The 20,363-nt window shown below is 41.5% G+C and carries 15 protein-coding genes; 10 read left to right on the top strand and 5 right to left on the bottom strand.

The features are described 5' to 3' along the window. Positions 1-16 precede the first annotated feature (16 nt). Together RMZ95_RS31940 and RMZ95_RS31935 are read right to left on the bottom strand one after the other, a co-directional pair. The gene (locus tag RMZ95_RS31940; protein ID WP_322684363.1) at positions 17-754 is read right to left on the bottom strand and encodes a DUF928 domain-containing protein; all 738 of its coding nucleotides are present in this window, start codon (positions 752-754) and stop codon (positions 17-19) included. A 242-nt stretch (positions 755-996) separates the two neighbouring features. Further along, positions 997-5,976 (bottom strand): CHAT domain-containing protein, encoded by a 4,980-nt coding sequence (locus RMZ95_RS31935; protein ID WP_322684362.1) that lies wholly within the window; start codon positions 5,974-5,976, stop codon positions 997-999. A gap of 620 nt (positions 5,977-6,596) precedes the next feature. Here RMZ95_RS31935 and RMZ95_RS31930 point away from each other — a divergent pair. Beyond that, positions 6,597-6,917 carry a hypothetical protein gene (locus RMZ95_RS31930; protein ID WP_322684361.1) on the top strand — a complete coding sequence of 107 codons (321 nt, stop codon included), beginning with the start codon at positions 6,597-6,599 and terminating at the stop codon, positions 6,915-6,917. Between the two features lie 113 nt (positions 6,918-7,030). On the opposite strand, the gene RMZ95_RS31925 is transcribed toward RMZ95_RS31930, so the two are convergent. Both RMZ95_RS31925 and RMZ95_RS31920 read right to left on the bottom strand, forming a co-directional pair. After that, positions 7,031-7,357, bottom strand: coding sequence for an anti-sigma factor antagonist (locus RMZ95_RS31925; RefSeq protein WP_322684360.1), 327 nt, complete (start codon positions 7,355-7,357; stop codon positions 7,031-7,033). Positions 7,358-7,589: 232 nt separating this feature from the next. Beyond that, positions 7,590-9,812, bottom strand: a complete 2,223-nt coding sequence (locus tag RMZ95_RS31920; protein WP_322684359.1) for an ATP-binding protein — start codon at positions 9,810-9,812, stop codon at positions 7,590-7,592. 848 nt (positions 9,813-10,660) lie between these two features. Between RMZ95_RS31920 and RMZ95_RS31915 the strand changes: the two genes are divergently transcribed. Genes RMZ95_RS31915 through RMZ95_RS31900 form a run of 4 tightly spaced genes read left to right on the top strand, consistent with a single transcriptional unit; the run spans position 10,661 to position 13,359 of the window. Further along, positions 10,661-11,398 carry a DUF3865 domain-containing protein gene (locus RMZ95_RS31915; RefSeq protein WP_322684358.1) on the top strand — a complete coding sequence of 246 codons (738 nt, stop codon included), beginning with the start codon at positions 10,661-10,663 and terminating at the stop codon, positions 11,396-11,398. A 19-nt stretch (positions 11,399-11,417) separates the two neighbouring features. After that, positions 11,418-12,512 carry an aromatic ring-hydroxylating dioxygenase subunit alpha gene (locus tag RMZ95_RS31910; RefSeq protein ID WP_322684357.1) on the top strand — a complete coding sequence of 365 codons (1,095 nt, stop codon included), beginning with the start codon at positions 11,418-11,420 and terminating at the stop codon, positions 12,510-12,512. Positions 12,513-12,563: 51 nt separating this feature from the next. Then, complete coding sequence (locus RMZ95_RS31905; RefSeq protein WP_322672789.1) at positions 12,564-12,770, top strand: hypothetical protein; 207 nt, start codon at positions 12,564-12,566, stop codon at positions 12,768-12,770. Further along, entirely contained in the window at positions 12,748-13,359 is a 612-nt protein-coding gene (locus RMZ95_RS31900) for a hypothetical protein (protein ID WP_322684356.1), read from the top strand. Before RMZ95_RS31905 ends, RMZ95_RS31900 begins: the two co-directional genes overlap by 23 nt. A gap of 107 nt (positions 13,360-13,466) precedes the next feature. Here the strand turns inward: RMZ95_RS31900 and RMZ95_RS31895 are convergent, their stop codons facing one another. After that, positions 13,467-13,835: a Dethiobiotin synthetase gene (locus RMZ95_RS31895; RefSeq protein WP_322672787.1), complete on the bottom strand. Its 369-nt coding sequence runs from the start codon at positions 13,833-13,835 to the stop codon at positions 13,467-13,469. Between the two features lie 209 nt (positions 13,836-14,044). Between RMZ95_RS31895 and RMZ95_RS31890 the strand changes: the two genes are divergently transcribed. The 5 genes from RMZ95_RS31890 to RMZ95_RS31870 all read left to right on the top strand — a co-directional run bounded on the left by RMZ95_RS31890 (position 14,045) and on the right by RMZ95_RS31870 (position 20,356). Continuing rightward, complete coding sequence (locus RMZ95_RS31890) at positions 14,045-14,281, top strand: hypothetical protein (RefSeq protein WP_322672786.1); 237 nt, start codon at positions 14,045-14,047, stop codon at positions 14,279-14,281. Between the two features lie 527 nt (positions 14,282-14,808). Continuing rightward, entirely contained in the window at positions 14,809-15,054 is a 246-nt protein-coding gene (psaC, locus tag RMZ95_RS31885; RefSeq protein ID WP_012411495.1) for a photosystem I iron-sulfur center protein PsaC, read from the top strand. A 536-nt stretch (positions 15,055-15,590) separates the two neighbouring features. Next, positions 15,591-17,462, top strand: a complete 1,872-nt coding sequence (glmS, locus tag RMZ95_RS31880; RefSeq protein WP_322684355.1) for a glutamine--fructose-6-phosphate transaminase (isomerizing) — start codon at positions 15,591-15,593, stop codon at positions 17,460-17,462. Positions 17,463-17,789: 327 nt separating this feature from the next. Beyond that, on the top strand, positions 17,790-18,434 hold the full coding sequence (locus RMZ95_RS31875) for a TnsA endonuclease C-terminal domain-containing protein (protein ID WP_322684354.1): 645 nt from the start codon (positions 17,790-17,792) through the stop codon (positions 18,432-18,434). A gap of 20 nt (positions 18,435-18,454) precedes the next feature. Next, on the top strand, positions 18,455-20,356 hold the full coding sequence (locus tag RMZ95_RS31870) for a DDE-type integrase/transposase/recombinase (protein WP_322684353.1): 1,902 nt from the start codon (positions 18,455-18,457) through the stop codon (positions 20,354-20,356). Positions 20,357-20,363: the final 7 nt, after the last annotated feature.

Genomic DNA, 20,363 nt, shown 5'->3' with positions numbered 1-20,363 from the left:
TTTAGCTGTACTGAGGTTAGGGATCGCTCGTGCAGCAGTCAAGGAAAGGTTCTTTGGCGATCGCCTCTAAACCGACTGATTGTAGAAGTTCTTCCCATTCAGTTGGCTTCTCGCGGCGCAATTGAGCAACAGTATTCAGTGCTTCCTGCCAAATTTGAGACTTTGCATAAATTTTTGCCTGTTCTAGAAGTCCTGCCCCAGCTAGCTGATTTTTCAGGGATGAACTTATTTCAGTACGCTGGAGTAATCCCTTGACAAATTGATCCTGAGAGCGGTCTTGAAAATCGCAAATCATCGTGAAGTACCATCGATAATACTTGCCAATTTGGAGAGAAACATTTGCTGGTAATTCCAGTTTAATGATGCCAGGAGTACTAGGCAGTTTAAAAGTTGTCAGATAAACCTGATTGCCAGCTTCATCTGTCAAAGCCAATTCTCCAGATTGGGCAGTATTTTGAGGAATGTACCAATATAGTGTTGGATTGGCTGCAACCGTTTTCCCAAAATTGTTTTTTGACGGCATCAAAGGCGTTATCGGTATTCCTCTCTCATCGATACAAGAAGAGCCACGCGTTCCTCCACCCAATGTTTGAGAGGGCGCTCCTCGGTCATCTACAGGTGGGAATTTGAGACTGACTTTCCACTCCACGTTGGATGGCGATCGCCGTGATGGCAAGCCAGCAAAAGTGACAATGGTGGGAGAAAGTGCGCTAACAAGGATCGCTAAAAACAGAAAAGATTTTGGTAAATTCATGATCCACGTAAAGACTTCTATTGAATGTAAATCTTTGAAGCAGTAAATCAGTCTTTTCAGAAGTATAGTTGAGTGCTGTTAGCGGATAGCTAAAGTTTAGCCCGTGCTGAGTCAAGAGGCAGAGCCTCTTGGAACTCGTTCCCAGCCTTCAGGCTAGGAACGAAGGTACAATAAGTCTTTGGGCTTTACAAGCGTGCCATTCCGCTCCCAGTTAATTGGATAATTTATTTTCTGGAAGTCCCTTACCAGGGATTGCCGACGAGCGTGAAACCACTCCAATAATAAGGATGAGCAAATTCTTTGTCTCCTATTTGTCTTAACTCCGGCGGTAAAGGAAAACTCTGACTCGCTGTTACCAACTGACCCTTCTCTAGTCGCACCTGGCCCTTGAGCATCGCTACCTGTGCTTGCCGTAGAGCCTCGGCTTTGATGGGAGTTTCTTTCAATTTCTCGTAGAAACTTGTCATTAGTCCCATTGTGCTTTCATCGTTGACAGACCATAGACTGCCCATCGCTGATTTCACTCCTGCTAACACCGCCAAACCTGCAAATCCCAACTCCGCTTCTGGGTTGCCTAATGCTGTACGACAGGCACTCAAAACCAATAGTTCCACTGGTGGCTGACTTAACTTCAACTGCTGCAATTGGCTAATTAGTAATTTGCTATACCAAAACTCAATATAGGATTTATTGATATTACCAGGCTGAAAGTTGGCATGGGTAGAGAAATGGACAATACCAAACGTCTGTAAAGCGCGGGCTTGTTTGAGCTTTTCCACTGTGAAGTTTTCGTTGAGGAAAGACTTACCAGACCACAATTGACTAACGATTAAAGACAACTCTACTGAAGCTGCTGGTAAAGGCTTTTGATCGGGGAAGCGATCGGCTCCCATCGCTAAGACTTGCTGATTTCTCACATCCGCATAGCGAGTGTCAGTAAGTGATAGGCTGGGCATGAGACCAACGCTGTATCTTTCCACAATAAACCCTTGTCCGTCATGCAGGGCGGTGATGGGCAGGGACCGTAAACCCGCGTCCATCAAAAAGCTGAGATTCGTGATTTTTTGAGCTTGTAAATCCTTTTCCAAAGGCCCAAGCAGCCACTTATAGAGCTTTTGAGCCAAAGCTAGATATGGGGGAGAGCGTTGAATGTTAGTGATAGCTGCTTGGAATTCTTGAGCGTTTTTGAGGACTTGCTCTCGCGTCGCTCCCTTAATCTGCCGTCTGATTGGTGTTCCAGAGGAAGTGACCATCACTAGTTCGAGCTGGTAGTTACCTTGAGCTTGTTGCGTAGTGGGTTGTACTTGCTGTCGGCGCTGCTCCAAACTTTGAGAATTGAACTCCCAGATAGGTTGTGGTTGCTTAACAGTCTCCTCTTGTTGAGATTTGGAGTCTTGCTCGGTTTTGGGTTGAAATAAGACATAAATCAGGGCAGGTTTAATGCCAGTGGCTTGTTCAATTCGGCGCAATATAGCCTGAGCCTCTTTTAGGGTTTTGATGCGGGCATTGCTGATGCCCAAATGGTTCTCAAAGGTCTTGGTGAAGGCTTCCTCCAGTTCTGGTAGGTTGGTGTCAGTTGCTGGTGTGGAGGCAAAGGTTACTTGTAGTGGCTGCGTAACAGGGAAGGGATTGCTGAGATCGACGGGATTAAAATTAACAAGTGGAGTCTCAGTTGCAGGTGGAGGGGGGATAATAGAGATTTTCCCGCCAACGATCGCACCAGCTGTACCATTTACCGAGGCATTGCCAATCTGAAACGGATTTAAGTTGCCTCCCCCATGCCGGATCGTGATGTCTCCGCCACTGTTACCGCCAAGGCTGGAAATGCTAGCCAGACTGCTGTTGCTGTCGGTGAAGGTGTCTGTGACTCGGAAAAATTGTCTAGCGGTAATATCTATGTCACCGCCTCTACCGTTTTTCCCACCTTGGGCGTTAATCTGGGTAGCTTGAATGTCACGGCTGGAGTCAAGGGTGATATTGCCACCGTTGCCGAAACTACTGCTGGAATCAATTGCGCCAGTGGTAATATTGGTGGCAGCTTTGGCGATGATGGCACCACTGTTAACTCCTGAACTGTTCAGGTTGCCCGTGGAAATGGCATCGCCGCTTTCGAGAGCGATCGCTCCTCCATTCCCAGTTGTAGAACTAGTATTGAGAGTTCCCGCACTGGTATTGATATTGCCACTGGTACTGGTTATTCTAATCTCTCGACCTTGATTTACCACATCGCCAGTAGTAATGTTTTGGTTGGCTTGCAGGTTAAGGGTGGTATTGTCAGCTCCTGTGAGTTGAAATCCACTAGTATTGATGGAACCTGAGCCAAAGGGCGATCGCAAAGTAACCGGATCGTTGAAAGTCACATCACCTGCCAAGGTAATGCTACCGCTGCTGTTATCTCGCCCGATCGATATTTGAGAAAAGCCATTTTGCCAGGTGTTTAATTTACTGGCATTTAGATTTAAACGGGCATCGTTAATGTTGCCACCCAAGGTAATGCCTAAGCTAGGAGTACGAGGCTGCAACTGAAGGATACCAGTACCTTTGATTTGGGTGGAGCCAAGGAAGTTCATTTCATCAGCAGTGAGGGCGATCGTACCACTGCCTGTTCCAGTGGGGTTAATCGAACTGTTCTTAATGCTAATTCCTTCTGTGCTGCTACTAGCACCTTCTAAGGTTATATTTCCTGTTGCCGTCGATTCCACTTCTGCGCCGTCTTCCAGTAAAATACCGAAGTTACGATTTCCCTCTCCATTACCGCCAGTACCCGTGAGGTTGATATTTCCATTGGCTGAACTGACTTTGGAATTGCGACCGATATATATCCCCTCACTAATATCAGTCCCGACTCCGGCAATCCCCTCTAGAGCAATTGTCCCCGTCTTAGTCGCGGTGATGGCGCTACTGTTTACTTCAATGCCGTCGTTGTCCCTACCTCCTCTGGCGTTACTAGTACCTTGGAGTGTAATCTTCCCAGTACCCGTGGAACTTACCAGGCTATTGTTAAGCTGAATCCCGTTGTTGTTGTTTCCATTCCCGTAGCCTATGCCTGTTAAGCTGATATCTCCATTTTCAGCCATGATGCTGCTATTATTCAGCAAAATGCCTTTCTGCTCGCTAGCATCAGCGTTGTTTCCCTGACCTTTAATTGAAATATTGCCACTTCCAGAATTGAGAGTAGCTCCATTAAGGCTGACTCCAATGGGATTTGCTGCTGTTCCTTGTGCCGATTCGTTTAAGGGGTTACTACTACCGCCCAGAATTATATTGCCTCCATTAGATTCGAGCGCAGCACCGCTTTTGATAGCGATCGCTCCTCCATTGATACCGTCTCGATTTGCATTGAGGGTGACATCCAACTTCCCCACACCACTGGCTGTTAGCTTGGCATTTGAGTTGATAAAAATACTGTTATTAGCTTCTAGCGTTAGATTTGTATTGGCAGTACCCGTTGTGCCGATGTTGGCATTGATGTTGATATTGCGATCGGCAGCTAATTTCAACGAAGAACCGCTACTCCAGGAGATTGGATTGCTGACTGTAATATCTCCTTTACCAGCCAAACCCGATGTTGTCGAAACGGTAACATTACTCAAAGCTAGTTGATTTTGTAGCCTAGTCGAGTTGAGATTAGAAGAGGTTGTGGTGGTGTCAGCAAATATCCCCCTACCGAAGGTCATACTGGCGGTATCTGTTGCGCTGCTGATGGTGATATCAGTCGGATCTAGCAGGAGCGTGCCGACTTCTCCCGCAGGCGATCGCAAATCAACCAAGCCTTGAAATAAGAGCAATCCTTTGCTAGATACTTCTACTAACCCGCCATTGCCATTAAGCCCGCCGATGGCGTCGATCTTACCAAAGAACTGAGTGTTATTATCTGACCAAACGATCGCCCGACCGCCATCACCGTTTCGCAGGGCGTTAGCATTAATTACCGAATCACTGCTAACAAACGTCTGTGAGGCATTGGGCAAAATACCTTGACCTTTGTAGTCTCCCCCAATCCGAACGATGCCGCCACCAGATGTGCCAGAGGCATTAATGTTAGCACCAATCAATCCGACGCGATCGCCCAAGACGTTTACTGTACCACCTGTCTGCATAACTCCTGTATTAGAAACATCTAGGGTTCCAGAAGCGATCGTAGTTCCTGCGGCAGTTGGGATAGTTGTACCAGATCGTGTTAACTGTACTGTGCCAGCATCTAAATTAGGTCTTACACCCAGATTTAGTCCCTTAGCCCCTTGGGTTAACAGCGTTGGCAAATCCAGAGGGTTAATTGCTAGGTGTTGGTCTGTTGTATTTCTTGGTAGTTCTAGCTCTAAACTCAGCAGGTTTCCTGCTTGAGAGATCCGAATCAGGTTTGTCCCCGGTACTGCTGCAAGAGTGATATTACCGCCGGGTGCGCTCAATGTCGCCGTATTGATAATACTCCCACCGATTAAAGCCAGATTGTGTTTTTCTAAAACTGACAAACTACCAGCATTGATAATAGTCCCAGGATTGGCGAAATCAAAGGCAAACCCAGAGGGATTGCCATTTAAATTTGAGTAATCATTTTTACCGACTGCATTAAACCAAAAGCGATTGTCAAAACCAATTGCTGTAGCAGTCGTTACTGTAAAGTCAGCCGGAAGGTTAATTTGGGCATTCGGCCCAAAGATGACTCCTGCTGGATTCATGATGAATAAGTTGGAATTTCCTCCAGTTACCTGAATCAATCCATTGATGGTTGAAGGATCTCCACCGACAACTCGTGTGAGAATATTGTGAATATCGGGATTCGAGAGAAAATTGGCAATCTGCTCTTGATTGAGTCCAAATTTCTCCAAGCTGTGAAATAGATTCGCCCGATCGCCAGAAAGTTTACCCCCTTGGATATCGATGCGATTACCCTCTTGAGTGACAACCGTCCCCGTCCCATCATTAGCTGGAACAATCGATTGTCCAAGTACGGGTTTGGCAGCAATGTTACTTAACCAAAAGCATAGGGTAAGGGCGATCGGCAATGCAGCATTCTGACTTCTAAACACCAGTTGCTTTTGCTGACAAAGACGCTGTAAGTAGCTTGCTTCCCTAAAAAAGTACAAGTGCGCAATTACCGACGCTCGATGACTCGCTACCGCTGACGCTCGATGACTCGCTAACGCTGCGCTAACGCTAACGCCAACGTACTGCCTTACCAACGGACTATTTCCTTTTGACTTTTGATTTTTTCTGTTCACTGCCAATTCCCCAAGCTTAAAGTTGATAATTCACTTGGAATAAAAGCCATCATCTATGAGCATTATTGCTATGTGCGATCGCCATAATTCTAGTGGTGCGCTACACAAACTTTTCCTCGTAGCCAGCAGAGGGGAAAGAACACTTGCGAACTATCTTCTTTTTGTCCAAAGTCCAAACAGTAGATATCTTTAAAATAGTATCATTCTGTTATATAAGAACATTAGAGAATCTTTTTACACAAAAATATGAGCAATATACTGAATTATCTTGAAGACAATCCTAAAAAACAAAGTTTTTGATTAGTTGGGAGTATGAACAATTACAACAATTAATTTTAAATACCCAATGATTGTATCATGAAAAACAAGCTTTATTAGAATTGAAAAAAGTGAAAATTATTGTTATACGAGGAGGTCGTGAACCAAAACTATCTATTAAAGAACAAATTATTTTAAAAGGCTCGACCTTAACTTCTCACGACCAATACATACTGCGTTGTCTTGTAGTTTAAAAATTTACTTTATAAATTGTCTCTTAATTAACGTAACCAATAATTAGTGATGAGCAGATGGGGTCATTAGCTTCATCTACTGTTACATTTCATACCTTAAAACCAAGTATGTCTTTTTGGAATTTAGCACGCGATGTGAAACAACAAATCGCTACGAATATCCAGCGCAACAAGCTATTTAGTATGATGCTAGCGTCTGGACTGGCAGTGGCAACGAAGGGGATGCTCTTAAATCAAGTACTGGCAAGTGTTGGAGTCACTAAGCTTGGTTTAGTTAACATTTCCGATCGCTATGGGGTATTTCAACTCGAAGAAATTAATGCTGTAGCTTCAGCATCGGTGTTTCCAGGTATTTTTATGGTTGAGGCATTAAGGTTTCAGAAAAACATGTTTTTGAATTTTATATTTTCTGAGCCTTCACTCAGTTAGGAAACGATCGCGGCACTTGCAGACGATGCTATTGCCTACCTAGTTGATGCTTGTGCAGATTAGAGTTTTTGCCAGCGTAAATTTGTTTTTTTGGTAGTAACTAGTTGAGTTTCTCAGGAAGCAGCATCATATTCATCAACTATAAGTAGGCTTTGGTCAAGTCCAGTTTTTTTGAGTGTATCCAAGACCATTTCTTGCGGAGCAACTATGTAAATATTTGCATTAGCATCTATTGTTTGTTTAGCAAAAATGAGTACCCGCAGACCCGCACTGGCCATATATTCTAAGTCTTGCATCAACAACACGAGGTGTTTTGGATGCTCAACTGCTGCTTTCTCTACCTCTGTCTTGAAAATGGGTGCAGTCATTGCATCTAATTCTCCAGACAAAGTGATTTTAGCAACATCATTGCCGATCTCTAGTGTGACGCTCAAAGCCATAACTTTTTCCTCTATCTCTATGCTTATTTATTTGAATCTATTCGTAAGATTTTAATGTCGGAGATAATTTATCAACAAGCAATTATACTTAAATATTGCTGAAAATTGGCGTTGTAAACATAATTTTTGAACAGGTGATGCCTACTTTGGGCTATGTTTATGCGTAAGGGACTTCCAACTCAAAAAAAATCCCATCGCTTTGTAGGCAGAGGGGCAGGGAGATATTAACAGTCTATACTTTGACGACGCCTTCAGGAGCTTGTTGGCGGATAGGCACTTGAATTATGAAATTAGTGCCTTGCCCAAGGCTAGAAAAACATAGCAATTTCCCACCATGCTTTTCCGTAATGATTTGGTAGCTGATTGCCATGCCCATACCTGTTCCTTTGCCTACGGGTTTGGTAGTAAAAAATGGATCGAAGATCCGGTTTTGAACCGATTCTGGCATTCCTTGTGCATTATCAGCGATCGCAATTTCTATCGATTGTGAATCAACCACTGAAGTGCGGATAGTAATTTGACTGGGATTTTCTTGTATCTGTTGAGAGGTACGCTTGATGTCTGCTTCATCAAGGGCATCGATTGCATTTACCAAAATATTCATCAATACTTGATTGAGTTGACCAGGATAGCATTCTACTTGCGGCAAGTTGCCATAATCTTTAATAACTTCAATTGCTGGACGGTCTGGTTTATCTTTAAGGCGATGTTGCAGAATCAAGAGCGTACTTTCGATACCTTCATGAATATCAACTGTCTTAAATTCCGCTTCATCCATACGCGAAAAATTCCGCAGCGATAGCACAATATTACGAATTCTTTCAGTCCCCATTTTCATCGAAGACAGCATCTTTTGTAAATCTTCCACAAGAAATTCTAGATCGATTTTCTCTGCTAATGCTTGAATTTCTGGGTCATGACTAGAATGGCGTTCTTGGTAGAGATAAATCATCTGTAACAAGTTTTCAGTATATTCATCCAAGTAAGTAAGATTGCCGTGAATAAAGTTGACTGGGTTATTGATTTCATGGGCAATACCTGCTACCAGTTGACCCAGACTAGACATTTTTTCACTTTGAACTACTTGTGCTTGGGTACGTTGCAATTCACTCAAGGCTGTTTTCAGTTCAACAGTCCGTTGTTCGACTCGCGCTTCTAGTTCTGCATTACTATTTTCTAAAGCCACAAAGGATTCGCGCAATTGTCCTGCCATGTGATTAAAAGAGTGAGCAAGAGTGTTGAGTTCATTGATATTCCCCTCTTCGAGTGTCTGTTGTAAATCACCAAATGCTATTGCCTGGGTAGTCTGATTTAAGCGCAAGATAGGATGGGCAATCCAACGCGAGGTAAATATGCCAATCGTTGTTGCGACTATCAGCGCCCCAAAACACAGCAGGATACTAATTTGGGTGTTTGCATGGATTTGCGCCATGTAAGTTTTTTCCGGAATACCAACTACCACTAACCAGTCCAAACCATGTTGGTCTCGCCAAGGTACAATATGCACATAGAAATTTTCCCCTTGAACATTAACTTTCAGTTTTTGGGTATTGGTAATCGACTGGAAATTTGGAATGCGCTGCTGAAGCTGCTTGGCAATGTTTTGTACCGCCGGATTGGGGCTGTCGATCGCTTTCAGGCGTTTAATTTGGTTATTGACTACAGTAAAAGGCTTTTCTTGAGCAGAATTGGCAACCAACATACCATCACGCTCCATAATAAAAACTTGTCCAAAGTGGCTGACATTTAATTTTTGTAAAAATTCACTGAGTTTCAACAGGTGAATTTCAGCCCCGACAACACCAATCAGTTTTTTGCTGGCATCATAAATCGGACGACCTGCCGATGCCACAATATAGGGGGGATAAGCAGGATCGTAATAAGTATAAATGCGAACCCAGATAGGTTTTCCGGCTTTTACAGGTTCAGTATAGGCAAGTTCATTGACGGTATCCCAAGTACTGGTTGTCATCACTTTGGTTGGGTTGCCATGATTATCTGTTAAGTAAGTTTTCGTATTTTTCGGCAGACTTGGAGTTTTGATGGCGTTATCATCGATTGTCACTGTTTTGCCATCGTAACGACCGGCTCCAGTTCCTTCTCCAGTTGCTAGGTTCAAGCTGATAAAGGTTAGGTCATAAGCTTGCATTTCGTGCCAGAAATACTTACCAACCTTGAGGCGATCGCGCACATCCAGCAATCCCATATTAATTGCATCCGCATTTAACTGGATAACTTTATGGGGAATCGACAGGTAAGCATCCAAATGTTGATTTACTTCACCACTAGTTCGTTCCATCAACTGATCCGCCAGATCGTTCACCGCTTTCTCGCCATTTTTAAATGACACATATCCAACCAGTCCCACGATGCCAAAAACTTGCAATACGAAAGGAACGATCAGAACAAGGTGTAATGAAAATGCACGGACTTTGCTAGACGGATGTATCTTCATAAGTGGTAAATCTTGGTTCGCTCAAGTCTTGGCTTAACCTAGATTACCCATCACAAACTTCATACTATCAAATACCAGAAAAATCACTTAGTTGTATTTATACTATTTTTAAGATAATTTGTGCTTCATCTTCCCGAACTTTATCCTCAATCAAGCTCATTCCTTGCTTCTGTGAACAAGATAAATACATCTTTGTCCTGCTATTTGGGATATTTAATGTGATTTACTAAATATCAATACTTAGTAATTAAGTTTACTTTAATAATGCCATTTGAAAAATGTTTCAGTAGCTAAACATTACTTAAATAATCTTAATGAAGTATTAATGTTTATAATGATTTAATATTTGTAGAAATAAAAATTCAAGGTTTTTGAATTCCAAAAACCAAATCTGGCAATCAAGAATGCCAAAAACTTCATAAATTAACTGTTTGCAATTTCAGACCTGATATCGGTATTCAGAAATCTTTGGTAATCAACCAAGCTAACTGAGTATCAATTTTGTCTTAGCTGTATTCAGAAATACTTGGCGATCGGGCTAGTGAAATGCGTATTAATTTTACGTATCAATTTTGCTTGGTTTTGATATGCCGCTAGTATCACCGTTTGCAAATTTAGTCCTGATATCAGTATTCAGAAATCTTTGGTAATCAACCAAGCTAACTGAGTATCAATTTTGCCTTGCCTGTATTCAGAAATACTTGGCGATCGGCCCAGTGAAATGCGTATTAATTTTACGCATCAATTTTGCTTGGTTTTGATATTGCCGCTAGTATCACCTTTTTTATATTTACACCAACTTTTGAGACAAATCGACCGACACTACTTCAACTTTTGAAAGGACTAAAATGGTGAACACATTCGATTGCCTAACTCAGCAGCTAAATCAACTGCTCGCTCAGGATTACCTGGCATTTAGTATTACAAAAAATCCTGTTGCACAAATGCTGAGTCAAGCAAGCTTTGCTCAGATTGCTTATATCATGCAGCAATATTCGATTTTTCCAAAGGAGTTGGTGGGTTTCACAGAATTAGCAAGACAGAAAGCGCTGGTAGCAGAATGGGACATTGTAGCCCAAGAACTCAAAGAAAACATTGCCGAAGAGATGGGCAAAAGTACACAAGGAATTTCTCATTACACGCTTTTAGCTGAAGGGTTAGAACAAGGACTGAGTGTTCCTGTGAAGAACGCAACGCCATCGATCGCAACATCCAAATTGTTAAGAACTGTGCAATCGATATTTGAGCAACAACTACCTAATGTGCTGGGAGCAACCTATGCGATCGAGGCAACCTCAATTCCAGAATTAACTCTAATCGTGCAACTTGTAGAGTGGTTGCTAGAAGGAGCAATGCCCAAAGATTTGGAATATTTCTTTAGCAAACATTTAGATGAGTGGGAAATTGAACATGAAGCGGGCTTGAGAACATCTCTGGCAGCATATATACAACCCGAACAATTTGGAGAGTTTGCAGCAGGGTTTCGGGCAACGATCGATGCGATGGAAGCTTGGTGGCAGGAATTAGCACAAGAGGCAATCTCATCTGAGGTTGTTCTGACTACAGCGATCGCTCAACACCACTGATTAAATAGAACTTAACACTATGAATATCTTCACCCATTCATCATTTGTAGATGAAACTCCTAATAGTAATAAACCAAAATTTGGACTACCTGGTGATTACTACTTTAGCGAGCAAATTTTTGCTTACGAGCAGCAAACTATCTGGCGTAACACCTGGCAGTTTGTAGGACGTGAATCCGATCTACCTAATCCTGGGGATTATCTCACTTGCCAAGTTGGCGATCAGCCCATGTTCGTGATTCGAGATAATAATGGTGAATTGCAAGCAATGCACAATGTTTGTCCGCATCGCGGAGCGCAGATGTTACAAGGGCAGGGTCATTGTCAACGGGTGCGTTGTCCGTATCATGGTTGGAACTTCAATTATGAAGGTAATCTTAAAGGTTTACCTCGCGCTGAGTGTTTTCCCAATTTAGATAAGTCGGCTGTCTATCTAGCTAAGGGACGAGTAGAGACATGGGGCGGCTTTATCTTTATTTGCTCAGAAGCAGAAGGCGAATCCTTAGTCAGTTATTTAGCCGGATTCTCAGACTATTTAGAGCAATATCAGCACTCCTGGCAGGAACTTCAGCAGGTCGATCGTTGGTTTTATGAAGAGCCAGCCAATTGGAAATTTCCCATTGAAAATTATCTAGAGTGTTATCATTTGTCAGTTGTTCATGCCCAAAGTTTAAAGTGTTTCGATCCGAAGAATATTATTTACACTTCAACTGGGCGACACTATCAGATATTTGTTCCTTTTACAGATGATGAATTTGTCAAAGATCACCCCGCTTTTTCAGGAGAACCAAGGGGACAATCGTATCAGGGCTTCATCTTTCCTAATATGATGGTGAATACTGCAAGAGACAAAGTTTCAGTTTTTCGGCTGACTCCTTTATCTCCCACAAGAACTAAGTTTGAGGTTTTCATTTATCAAACAAAAGCACAGATTGAAGCATTTCCTTATAAGCAGGATGAATTTAGACCTGAATTTGAGCGGGTGTTAAATGAAGACTTTGGGGTGGTGCGATCGCTACAAGCAAGCGTTCATTCTAAAGCTTATAGTGTACTTCAGTTTGCAGATATTGAATATGGAATTTCTCACTTCCATCAAGTTTTGTCGAAGTACTAATTTGTCATTAATAGTCATCTTCTTTAAAGGCAGAATCCAATACCCAATATAATGAGTTCTGAATCTCCCAGTCCCAAAATTTATCTTCTTGTCCGTACAATCTTAGCCCCTACGGCGATCCATAAAGGCTTAGATGCGCGATCGCTACAATCCATTGAAGTAATTTTGCTGAAAAACGGGAAGACTATGGTTAATCCCAAATGGGGAAATTTCTATAAAAATCCTGAACAGCAAAATGCTCAAAAAATCTCTACTTAACTGTTTAATTTTGCCTTTTTCTCTAGTGCCCTGGCTCTGTGTGGGAACGCTTTTTGATTCCCAAGCCAATGCTTTACCAGGACAAAGTACAGAAGAGGTAGGCACTTGGATTAAAGCACATCCGACACTCCGCCCCAGGAGAGGGGAGCAATTATTTGTGCAAAAGACTGATACTGCTGCCCAACGATTCACTTTTCAAGCGTCGGTATTGCCTCCTGGTAGGGTGGAGTTTTCCAAAGACCGGGGCACAATTCGGACTGAGCGCATTACTATGTATGATGCTATTAACGGCATGACATTTGCGCGTCTCCAAGAATCCTTGCGGGTGATTTATGGCTTGGAGATTTATCAAGATTACGATCGCGCCCAAGTTGTGTATCAATATCCCAACCAGAAGGTAGTTAATTCCGCACGTCTGGCTAAAACTCCGATTCGGGAAGCCTTAAAGGGAGAATTACGAGTAGGCGATCGCTATGTATATTGGGTGGAAGTTGCCCAACCCAAGAATGGCAAAGCTTTTACCGGTCAAATGACCGTTTTGCTCAAAACTGATTTAGGCAAGTTAGAAAATGAACTGCAAATTCGTTAGTGGGCGACAAGAGGAGGCAGGAGGCAGGAGGTAGCAGGCAGGAGGCAGAAGTTCTAAAATGTTTGAATTTTGAATTTTGAATTTTGAATTTTGAATTTATTTCTCCCTCATCTCTTCCCCAACTCCATAGTCGCTAAGGTTTGCCATATACCCGAAAAGATACTTTCAGCTGCTAAGGAAATTCGTAGTAAATCTTCTTTGAGTAGTGGTGGCCAATCAACCCCGGCTTTACGCCCTGCACCAAATAGTTGTTGCGCCTTAATGCTTAACTGATAAAGGGCTAAAGCCAGTTCTCGGTCTACGTTCTTTGCATCTTTGAGGGCTTCAAACACCACTTTCAATGCCAACAAAATCGAAGTGATCTGACCGGGTACCGGCGGTTTGCCCTGTTTCATACGCGTTAACAGCGCATCTGGGTTTTCCTCGGTTGTGATTGTCTGATCTATGAGGAGTTTCCTAGCTGTTTCGTAATTCATGTAGTCAGTTTAGCGTACATTTTGCTTCAGCAGTAATACTTAATTAAAAAGTAATAAAACGGCTTTCTAGTTATTTATAGCAATCTCTGATGATTTGTGAAATGATAGGCGTGGGGAAAATGATGAGGAATTGGCCATGCTCTAGGTTAACCAGATAGACTGAATATAATATCTTTGAAAAATACATCTGACTAGGAATCAAAAGTAAAATGATCTCATTGAATTTACTAGAAATTGAGCGCTCTATCCTTGCCTTGTCTGTGGAAGAACAACTTTGGTTGTTAGAAAGTATTGTTCGACAAATCCGAGAAAGGGAATATGTAAAAGATAATTTTAATGATGCTAAAAATCTAGATGAACAACTGCAAGTAACCGCTACCCTGCCAAATATTCAAACACAAATTGCTACTATAAATGATGAGTTTGCAATTTCTGAAATCCTCTGATGATATGTAGGAAAAAATATTATGAAATTGCCAGGGCTAAAAAATTAAATATACAAGTTATTAGTGAGCGATCGCAAAAAAAATTGCTGAGTGCAATCGCAGTCTCGAAATTAATCATTTACATCGCACTCAGCAGTTTTATTCAGTAATGAAAACAAGTTTTTGCGTAATCTAGATTGCCAACCTGTTTTCGTTTACACGGAGATATAGCGATCGCAAAATCAAATTATTAACCAAAATCCCCATAGTTAAAATTATGGAGATGTCCCTATTTACTTTTAATTTTGTTTCATTTGTCTTTACGATTAAACCCTATTATGGTATATAACTGTGGGAAATACGCTCTGATGATGTTGCTGATTATCAGTCAATAGGGATAATCTCGCAAAAGCAAATTTTAACGGTGCTTATTACATTGTTTAAAGTTATGTAGCCTTTTGATTACGGCCTATCAACCACTGCGGTAGACTATGCGTTGATTATGATTCTTTCGCAGAAAAGAACACTCGAAAGGAGCCGTTTTTTCAATGTCTCATACCGTAAAAATCTACGATACCTGCATTGGCTGCACCCAATGCGTCCGCGCTTGCCCTACTGATGTACTTGAGATGGTTCCTTGGGATGGCTGTAAAGCTGCTCAAATTGCCTCTTCACCCCGTACAGAAGACTGCGTGGGCTGTAAGCGCTGCGAAACTGCTTGTCCCACCGACTTTTTGAGCATCCGGGTTTACCTGGGCGCTGAAACAACTCGCAGTATGGGTCTAGCTTACTAAAAAGCTGAGTGCTGAGTGCCCAGTGCTGAGTGCTGAGACAAAAAGAAGTAAATCAGAAACACAATTTCTTGATTCTTCACTCGGAACCCAGAACTCGGAACTCAGCACTCAAGACTTTTAATTGTCTCAATAGCAAGCACCTTTACGATCGTAGAGTGGACACTGCCCGCCTTACGAAATCGCAATTTTAGATTGGGGATATAATCTCTGGGTATCTAAATCCTAGAAGTTGTATTTGTACCGTCAGGTCAAAAGCTGACGGCGAATCCGCTGTAAAAAAACCTAAAATCCATAACACTACTTAGTAGTCTGCCAACCTAAAAATGTTAGGTGGAGGTTGGGTAAAGGTTAAAGGGACTCATGGTAAGGGATAAAAAACCTTTTCCCTTTCCCCCTTACCCTTTTCCCCGCTTGCGTTGCCAAGGCGAACTACTAGTGGTAGGGGAGTAAATCACTCCCTTTTTCTTTGCAAAACGTCCACTTTATGCTACCTACTATACTGGATTTAATCATCCTGAAAAAAAGTGGCGTGAAGAATGTGCGGAATTGTTGGATATATAGGCACTCAAGCAGCGACAGACATTTTACTAGCTGGACTGGAGAAACTAGAATACAGGGGCTACGATTCGGCTGGAATCGCCACTGTTTGGGAAGGTGAGGTAAATTGTGTGCGGGCAAAAGGTAAACTCCATAACCTGCGTTCTAAACTGGAACAAATAGAAACCCCTGCCCAAATTGGTATTGGTCATACACGCTGGGCAACTCATGGTAAACCAGAAGAGTATAATGCCCATCCTCATTTGGATACGGCAAAACGAGTGGCGGTGGTGCAAAATGGCATCATTGAAAACTACCGCGAGTTACGCGAGGAACTCAAAGCTAAAGGACACGAATTTCGTTCTGAAACCGATACCGAAGTCATTCCCCATCTAATAGCCGAGCTTTTAAAGAATCTTCCCCCTTCATCTCCCTTCATCGACGCAGTTCGCCAAGCCGTTAACCATTTGCGCGGGGCGTTTGCACTTGCAGTTATTTCTGCTGATTTCCCCGATGAATTGATTGTGGTTCGCCAACAAGCACCTTTAGTAATTGGTTTTGGTCAAGGGGAGTTATTTTGTGCCTCTGACACACCTGCGATCGTTTCTTACACCCGTGCAGTACTACCTCTGGAAAATGGCGAAATTGCCCGCCTCACACCTTTGGGCGTTGAGATTTACAATTTTGCTGGCGACAGGTTGAAAAAACAACCCCGGCTGCTCAACTTCAATCCGGCAATGGTAGAAAAGCAGGGATTCAAACATTTCATGCTCAAAGAAATTCATGAGCAACCAGGAGTAGTAAGAGCGAGTTTAGACGCATACTTTAACCCAACCGAATCTACCGAATCACCAATCAATCTTGGTTTACCTGAAGATTTATATACCGATTTAGAACAAATTCAGATCGTCGCCTGTGGTACCAGTTGGCACGCAGCATTAATTGGAAAATATTTAATTGAACAATTAGCAGGAATTTCAACTCAGGTGCATTACGCTTCTGAGTATCGCTATGCACCATCACCCGTGACGGCTAACACCTTGATCGTTGGCGTTACCCAATCAGGTGAAACAGCCGATACCCTAGCAGCTTTGACGATGGAAAAAGAACGTCGCCAAGGGAAAGAACCCAAATATCAAGCGCGACTACTGGGCATTACCAATCGTCCTGAAAGCAGCCTTGGTCATCTAGTACCTCATGTCATCAGTACCCTAGCGGGAATTGAAATTGGGGTGGCAGCGACAAAAACTTTTACTGCTCAACTGATGGCGTTTTATGCTTTGGCATTGGATTTAGCAGCTCGTCGTCAGACAGTTTCAAAAGATACACTAGATCAAATTATTAATGGGTTGCGACAGATTCCCAAAGAAATTGAAGCGACTTTGGCAAATCAGGAAAGTTTAACTGAACAGCTAGCCCATGAATTTGCTGAAACTCAAGATTTCATTTTTCTGGGTAGAGGAATTAACTTTCCCATTGCTTTGGAAGGGGCATTGAAATTAAAAGAAATCAGCTATATTCATGCCGAAGGGTATCCGGCTGGAGAGATGAAACATGGCCCGATCGCACTTTTAGATGCGAAAGTACCAGTAGTTGCGATCGCAATCCCTGGTAGTATTTACGAAAAAGTTATTTCTAATGCCCAAGAAGCCAAAGCTAGAGATTCTCGGTTAATTGGTGTTACTCCCGTCAACGATGGCGAAGCTGGGGAAATCTTTAACGATTTACTCCCTGTTTCTTATGTGGAAGAATTACTTTCTCCCCTCCTTACAGTTGTACCTTTGCAACTATTGGCTTATCACATTGCTGCCCGTCGCGGTTTAGATGTTGACCAGCCAAGAAACCTGGCTAAAAGTGTTACCGTAGAGTAATATTTTTTACAAAACTTTATCCATTTGTGGAGGAATAATTCGGTTGAACAATTAGTAATTCGGTTAAACAATTAATAATTCGGTTAAACAATAACCCTTTACAGAGTACGCTTGTATTAAGAAGATATGCGATCGCTCTCAGGGGTTATTTTTATGGTTAGAGGCAGAGGAGAATGGACACAAGCCAAATTTGAGCGCTATAGAAAAGAAGGTCGTGGGCGGGGGAGTGGTAAAGACTATAAGCCCTGGATTACAATCCAAGATTTTCCCTCGAAAGGTCGCTCGTCTAGGACTCCTGGCTGGAAAAGCAACCGAGTACATCATTTCTTGTCAGACCAAGAAAAACGATTATTTTATTTATTTGAGTGGTCAGATGTCGTCACAGATACAAGAGAGCAATTCCCTCTAGACGACCTTGACCTAGCGATGAGTATTGCTACGGAGATGGGTATAAAGTATCCTGTAGACCTACAAAGTGGTACTCCTTATGTCTTAACAACTGATTTCATGCTTACAGTAAATCAGAATGGAAAGCAGGTTCAGATTGCCCGAACAGTTAAGCAATCAACAGAGCTAGAGAAAAAGCGAGTAATTGAAAAATTGGAATTAGAGAGGCGGTACTACTTAGCAAAAAGCATAGACTGGGGAATTGTTACAGAAAATGAAATTCCAAGGCTATTAGCGGAAAATGTTGAGTGGATTCATTCTGCCTATAAATTAGAAGCAAATTCTGAGATGGATATTGCTCAATTACATGAGCTAGCAACTATTTTAAAATGCAGGCTTCAGGAACATGATACAGCAATAAATAGAGTAACTACTGCTCTAGATAAAGAAATGAATATCAAGTCTGGTACATCACTTTATATTTTTAAGCATTTAATTGCCGTAAAAAAAATCATTATAGATATGTTGGAGACTAAAATATCTGCTTGTCCTTCCAGCAAAGTTATCGAAAAAATTATATTTTGAAAAATTACTTGGTAAGTAAGATGCATGAAAATTTATTTATCAATGACCTTATCGAGTGGGAATCAGATGGAAATAATCAACTGATTGAAAGAATTATTTGGATCGACGAAGGTTATATTATTGCCTTTGTTCTTGATGTTAATTCTAAAAAAGGTTTGCCAGAACCGAAGAAAGTATCTGAAATTTTAGAAGCTATGTCTGAAGGTCTTGCATTTAAGCAGAAACAAGACCCTTGGGCAAGAATAATTCGTGAGGAAAATTTAACATATAGAGATAAAGAGTATAGAGATAAAGCTTGGGAAATAATTTCATCTTTAGTTGTCCAGGAACCTTCAATATATTATAGGAATATTCGAGGTTCTCTGGTAAGGCAAGTTATTAAAAGCTATAACGAAGGAAGAGAAAAAGATAAATTAGTAGAAAGAACTGTTTATGGATACATGAGACGATTTTGGCAAAGGGGAAAAACAAAAAATGCTTTGATTCCTGATTTTATCAATTCATCAGGTAAGGGTAAAATTAGAGGAGATTCCAATAAAAAGAGAGGAAGACCTAAAAAATATTCATACGACCCAGAAATTGGTGAAGGGGTCAATGTCACGGAAGAGGATAGGAGAATTTTTAGAATAGCTATTAGCAGATTTTACAATAATCCAAAGGAAAACTATTTTACAACTGCCTACGAGTTGATGGTAAAGGAATTTTATAAAGAAGGAATCAGATATGACGAGAATGGTGTTAGAAAATCTATTCTAACTCCGACTGAGAAAATACCTACAATTACCCAATTCAAATATTGGTATCAAATTGAGCAATATGATGTAACAAAAACTTTGACATCTCGAATAGGAGCGAAGAAAGTTGCTCTAGAAAATAGAGCTATTTTGGGAACCTCTAAAATGGAAACTATTGGCCCCGGTTCTCGATATCAAATTGATGCTACAGTCGGAGATGTATATTTAGTTTCTAAATACAATCGTAACTGGATAATTGGTAGACCAGTTATATACGTAATTATTGATGTTTTTAGTCGAATGATAACGGGTTTTTATGTCGGTTTAGAGGGGCCATCTTGGATAGGAGCAATGATGGCTTTAACTAATGTAGCCGCAGATAAAGTCATGCTTTGTCAGGAATATAACATTGATATTGCTGAAGAACAATGGTCTTGTAATCAAATGCCAGATGCAATTTTAGGAGACAGGGGAGAATTGGCAGGAATGGCGGTAGAGCCATTAATCCCTAACCTTTATGTTCGTATCGAAAATGCAGCTTCCTACCGAGCAGATTGGAAGGGTTTAGTCGAAAGGCACTTTCGTACTATTCATGAGTATGTAAAGCCTTTCTTACCTGGTTATGTGGATACAGATTTTAGACAAAGAGGCGCAAGAGATTATCGACTGGATAGTAAACTCGATATAGACCAATTTGCTGAAATTATTATTCGTTTAATTATTTTCCACAATAATAAACCTCTTAATGAATATGAGAGGGATGAAGCGATGATTGCTGATGATGTACCTCCTATCCCTAGAGAGTTATGGAAGTGGGGTATCGCTAATCGCTCTGGTAGACTTAGAAGCTTTCCTGAAGATATTGTCAAATTAAATCTAATGCCAACTGAAAAAGCCACCATCACTGCTAAAGGCATTAAACTCAGAGGCAAGGATATGTACTATAGCTGTGATCAAGCAGAAAAGGAACAATGGTTTGAAAAAGCTAGAAGCAATATGCTCTCTAAATCAGAGAAATCATTAATAGTTTCCTATGATATTAGGAACCCTAATTTTATTTACCTCCCATTAGAGGATGGTAGAAATTTTGAAAAGTGTTTTCTTATTGACCCAGAAGGTAGATATATTAACAAAAACTTTTATGAACCTATCCCACTAATAAAATCCTTTGAACCCAGATATGGATAGTAGCAAG

Source organism: Nostoc sp. DedQUE07 (assembly GCF_034530975.2).
In the GTDB taxonomy this organism is placed as follows: Bacteria; Cyanobacteriota; Cyanobacteriia; order Cyanobacteriales; family Nostocaceae; genus Nostoc.
This window is presented reverse-complemented; position numbering and strand designations above follow the sequence as displayed.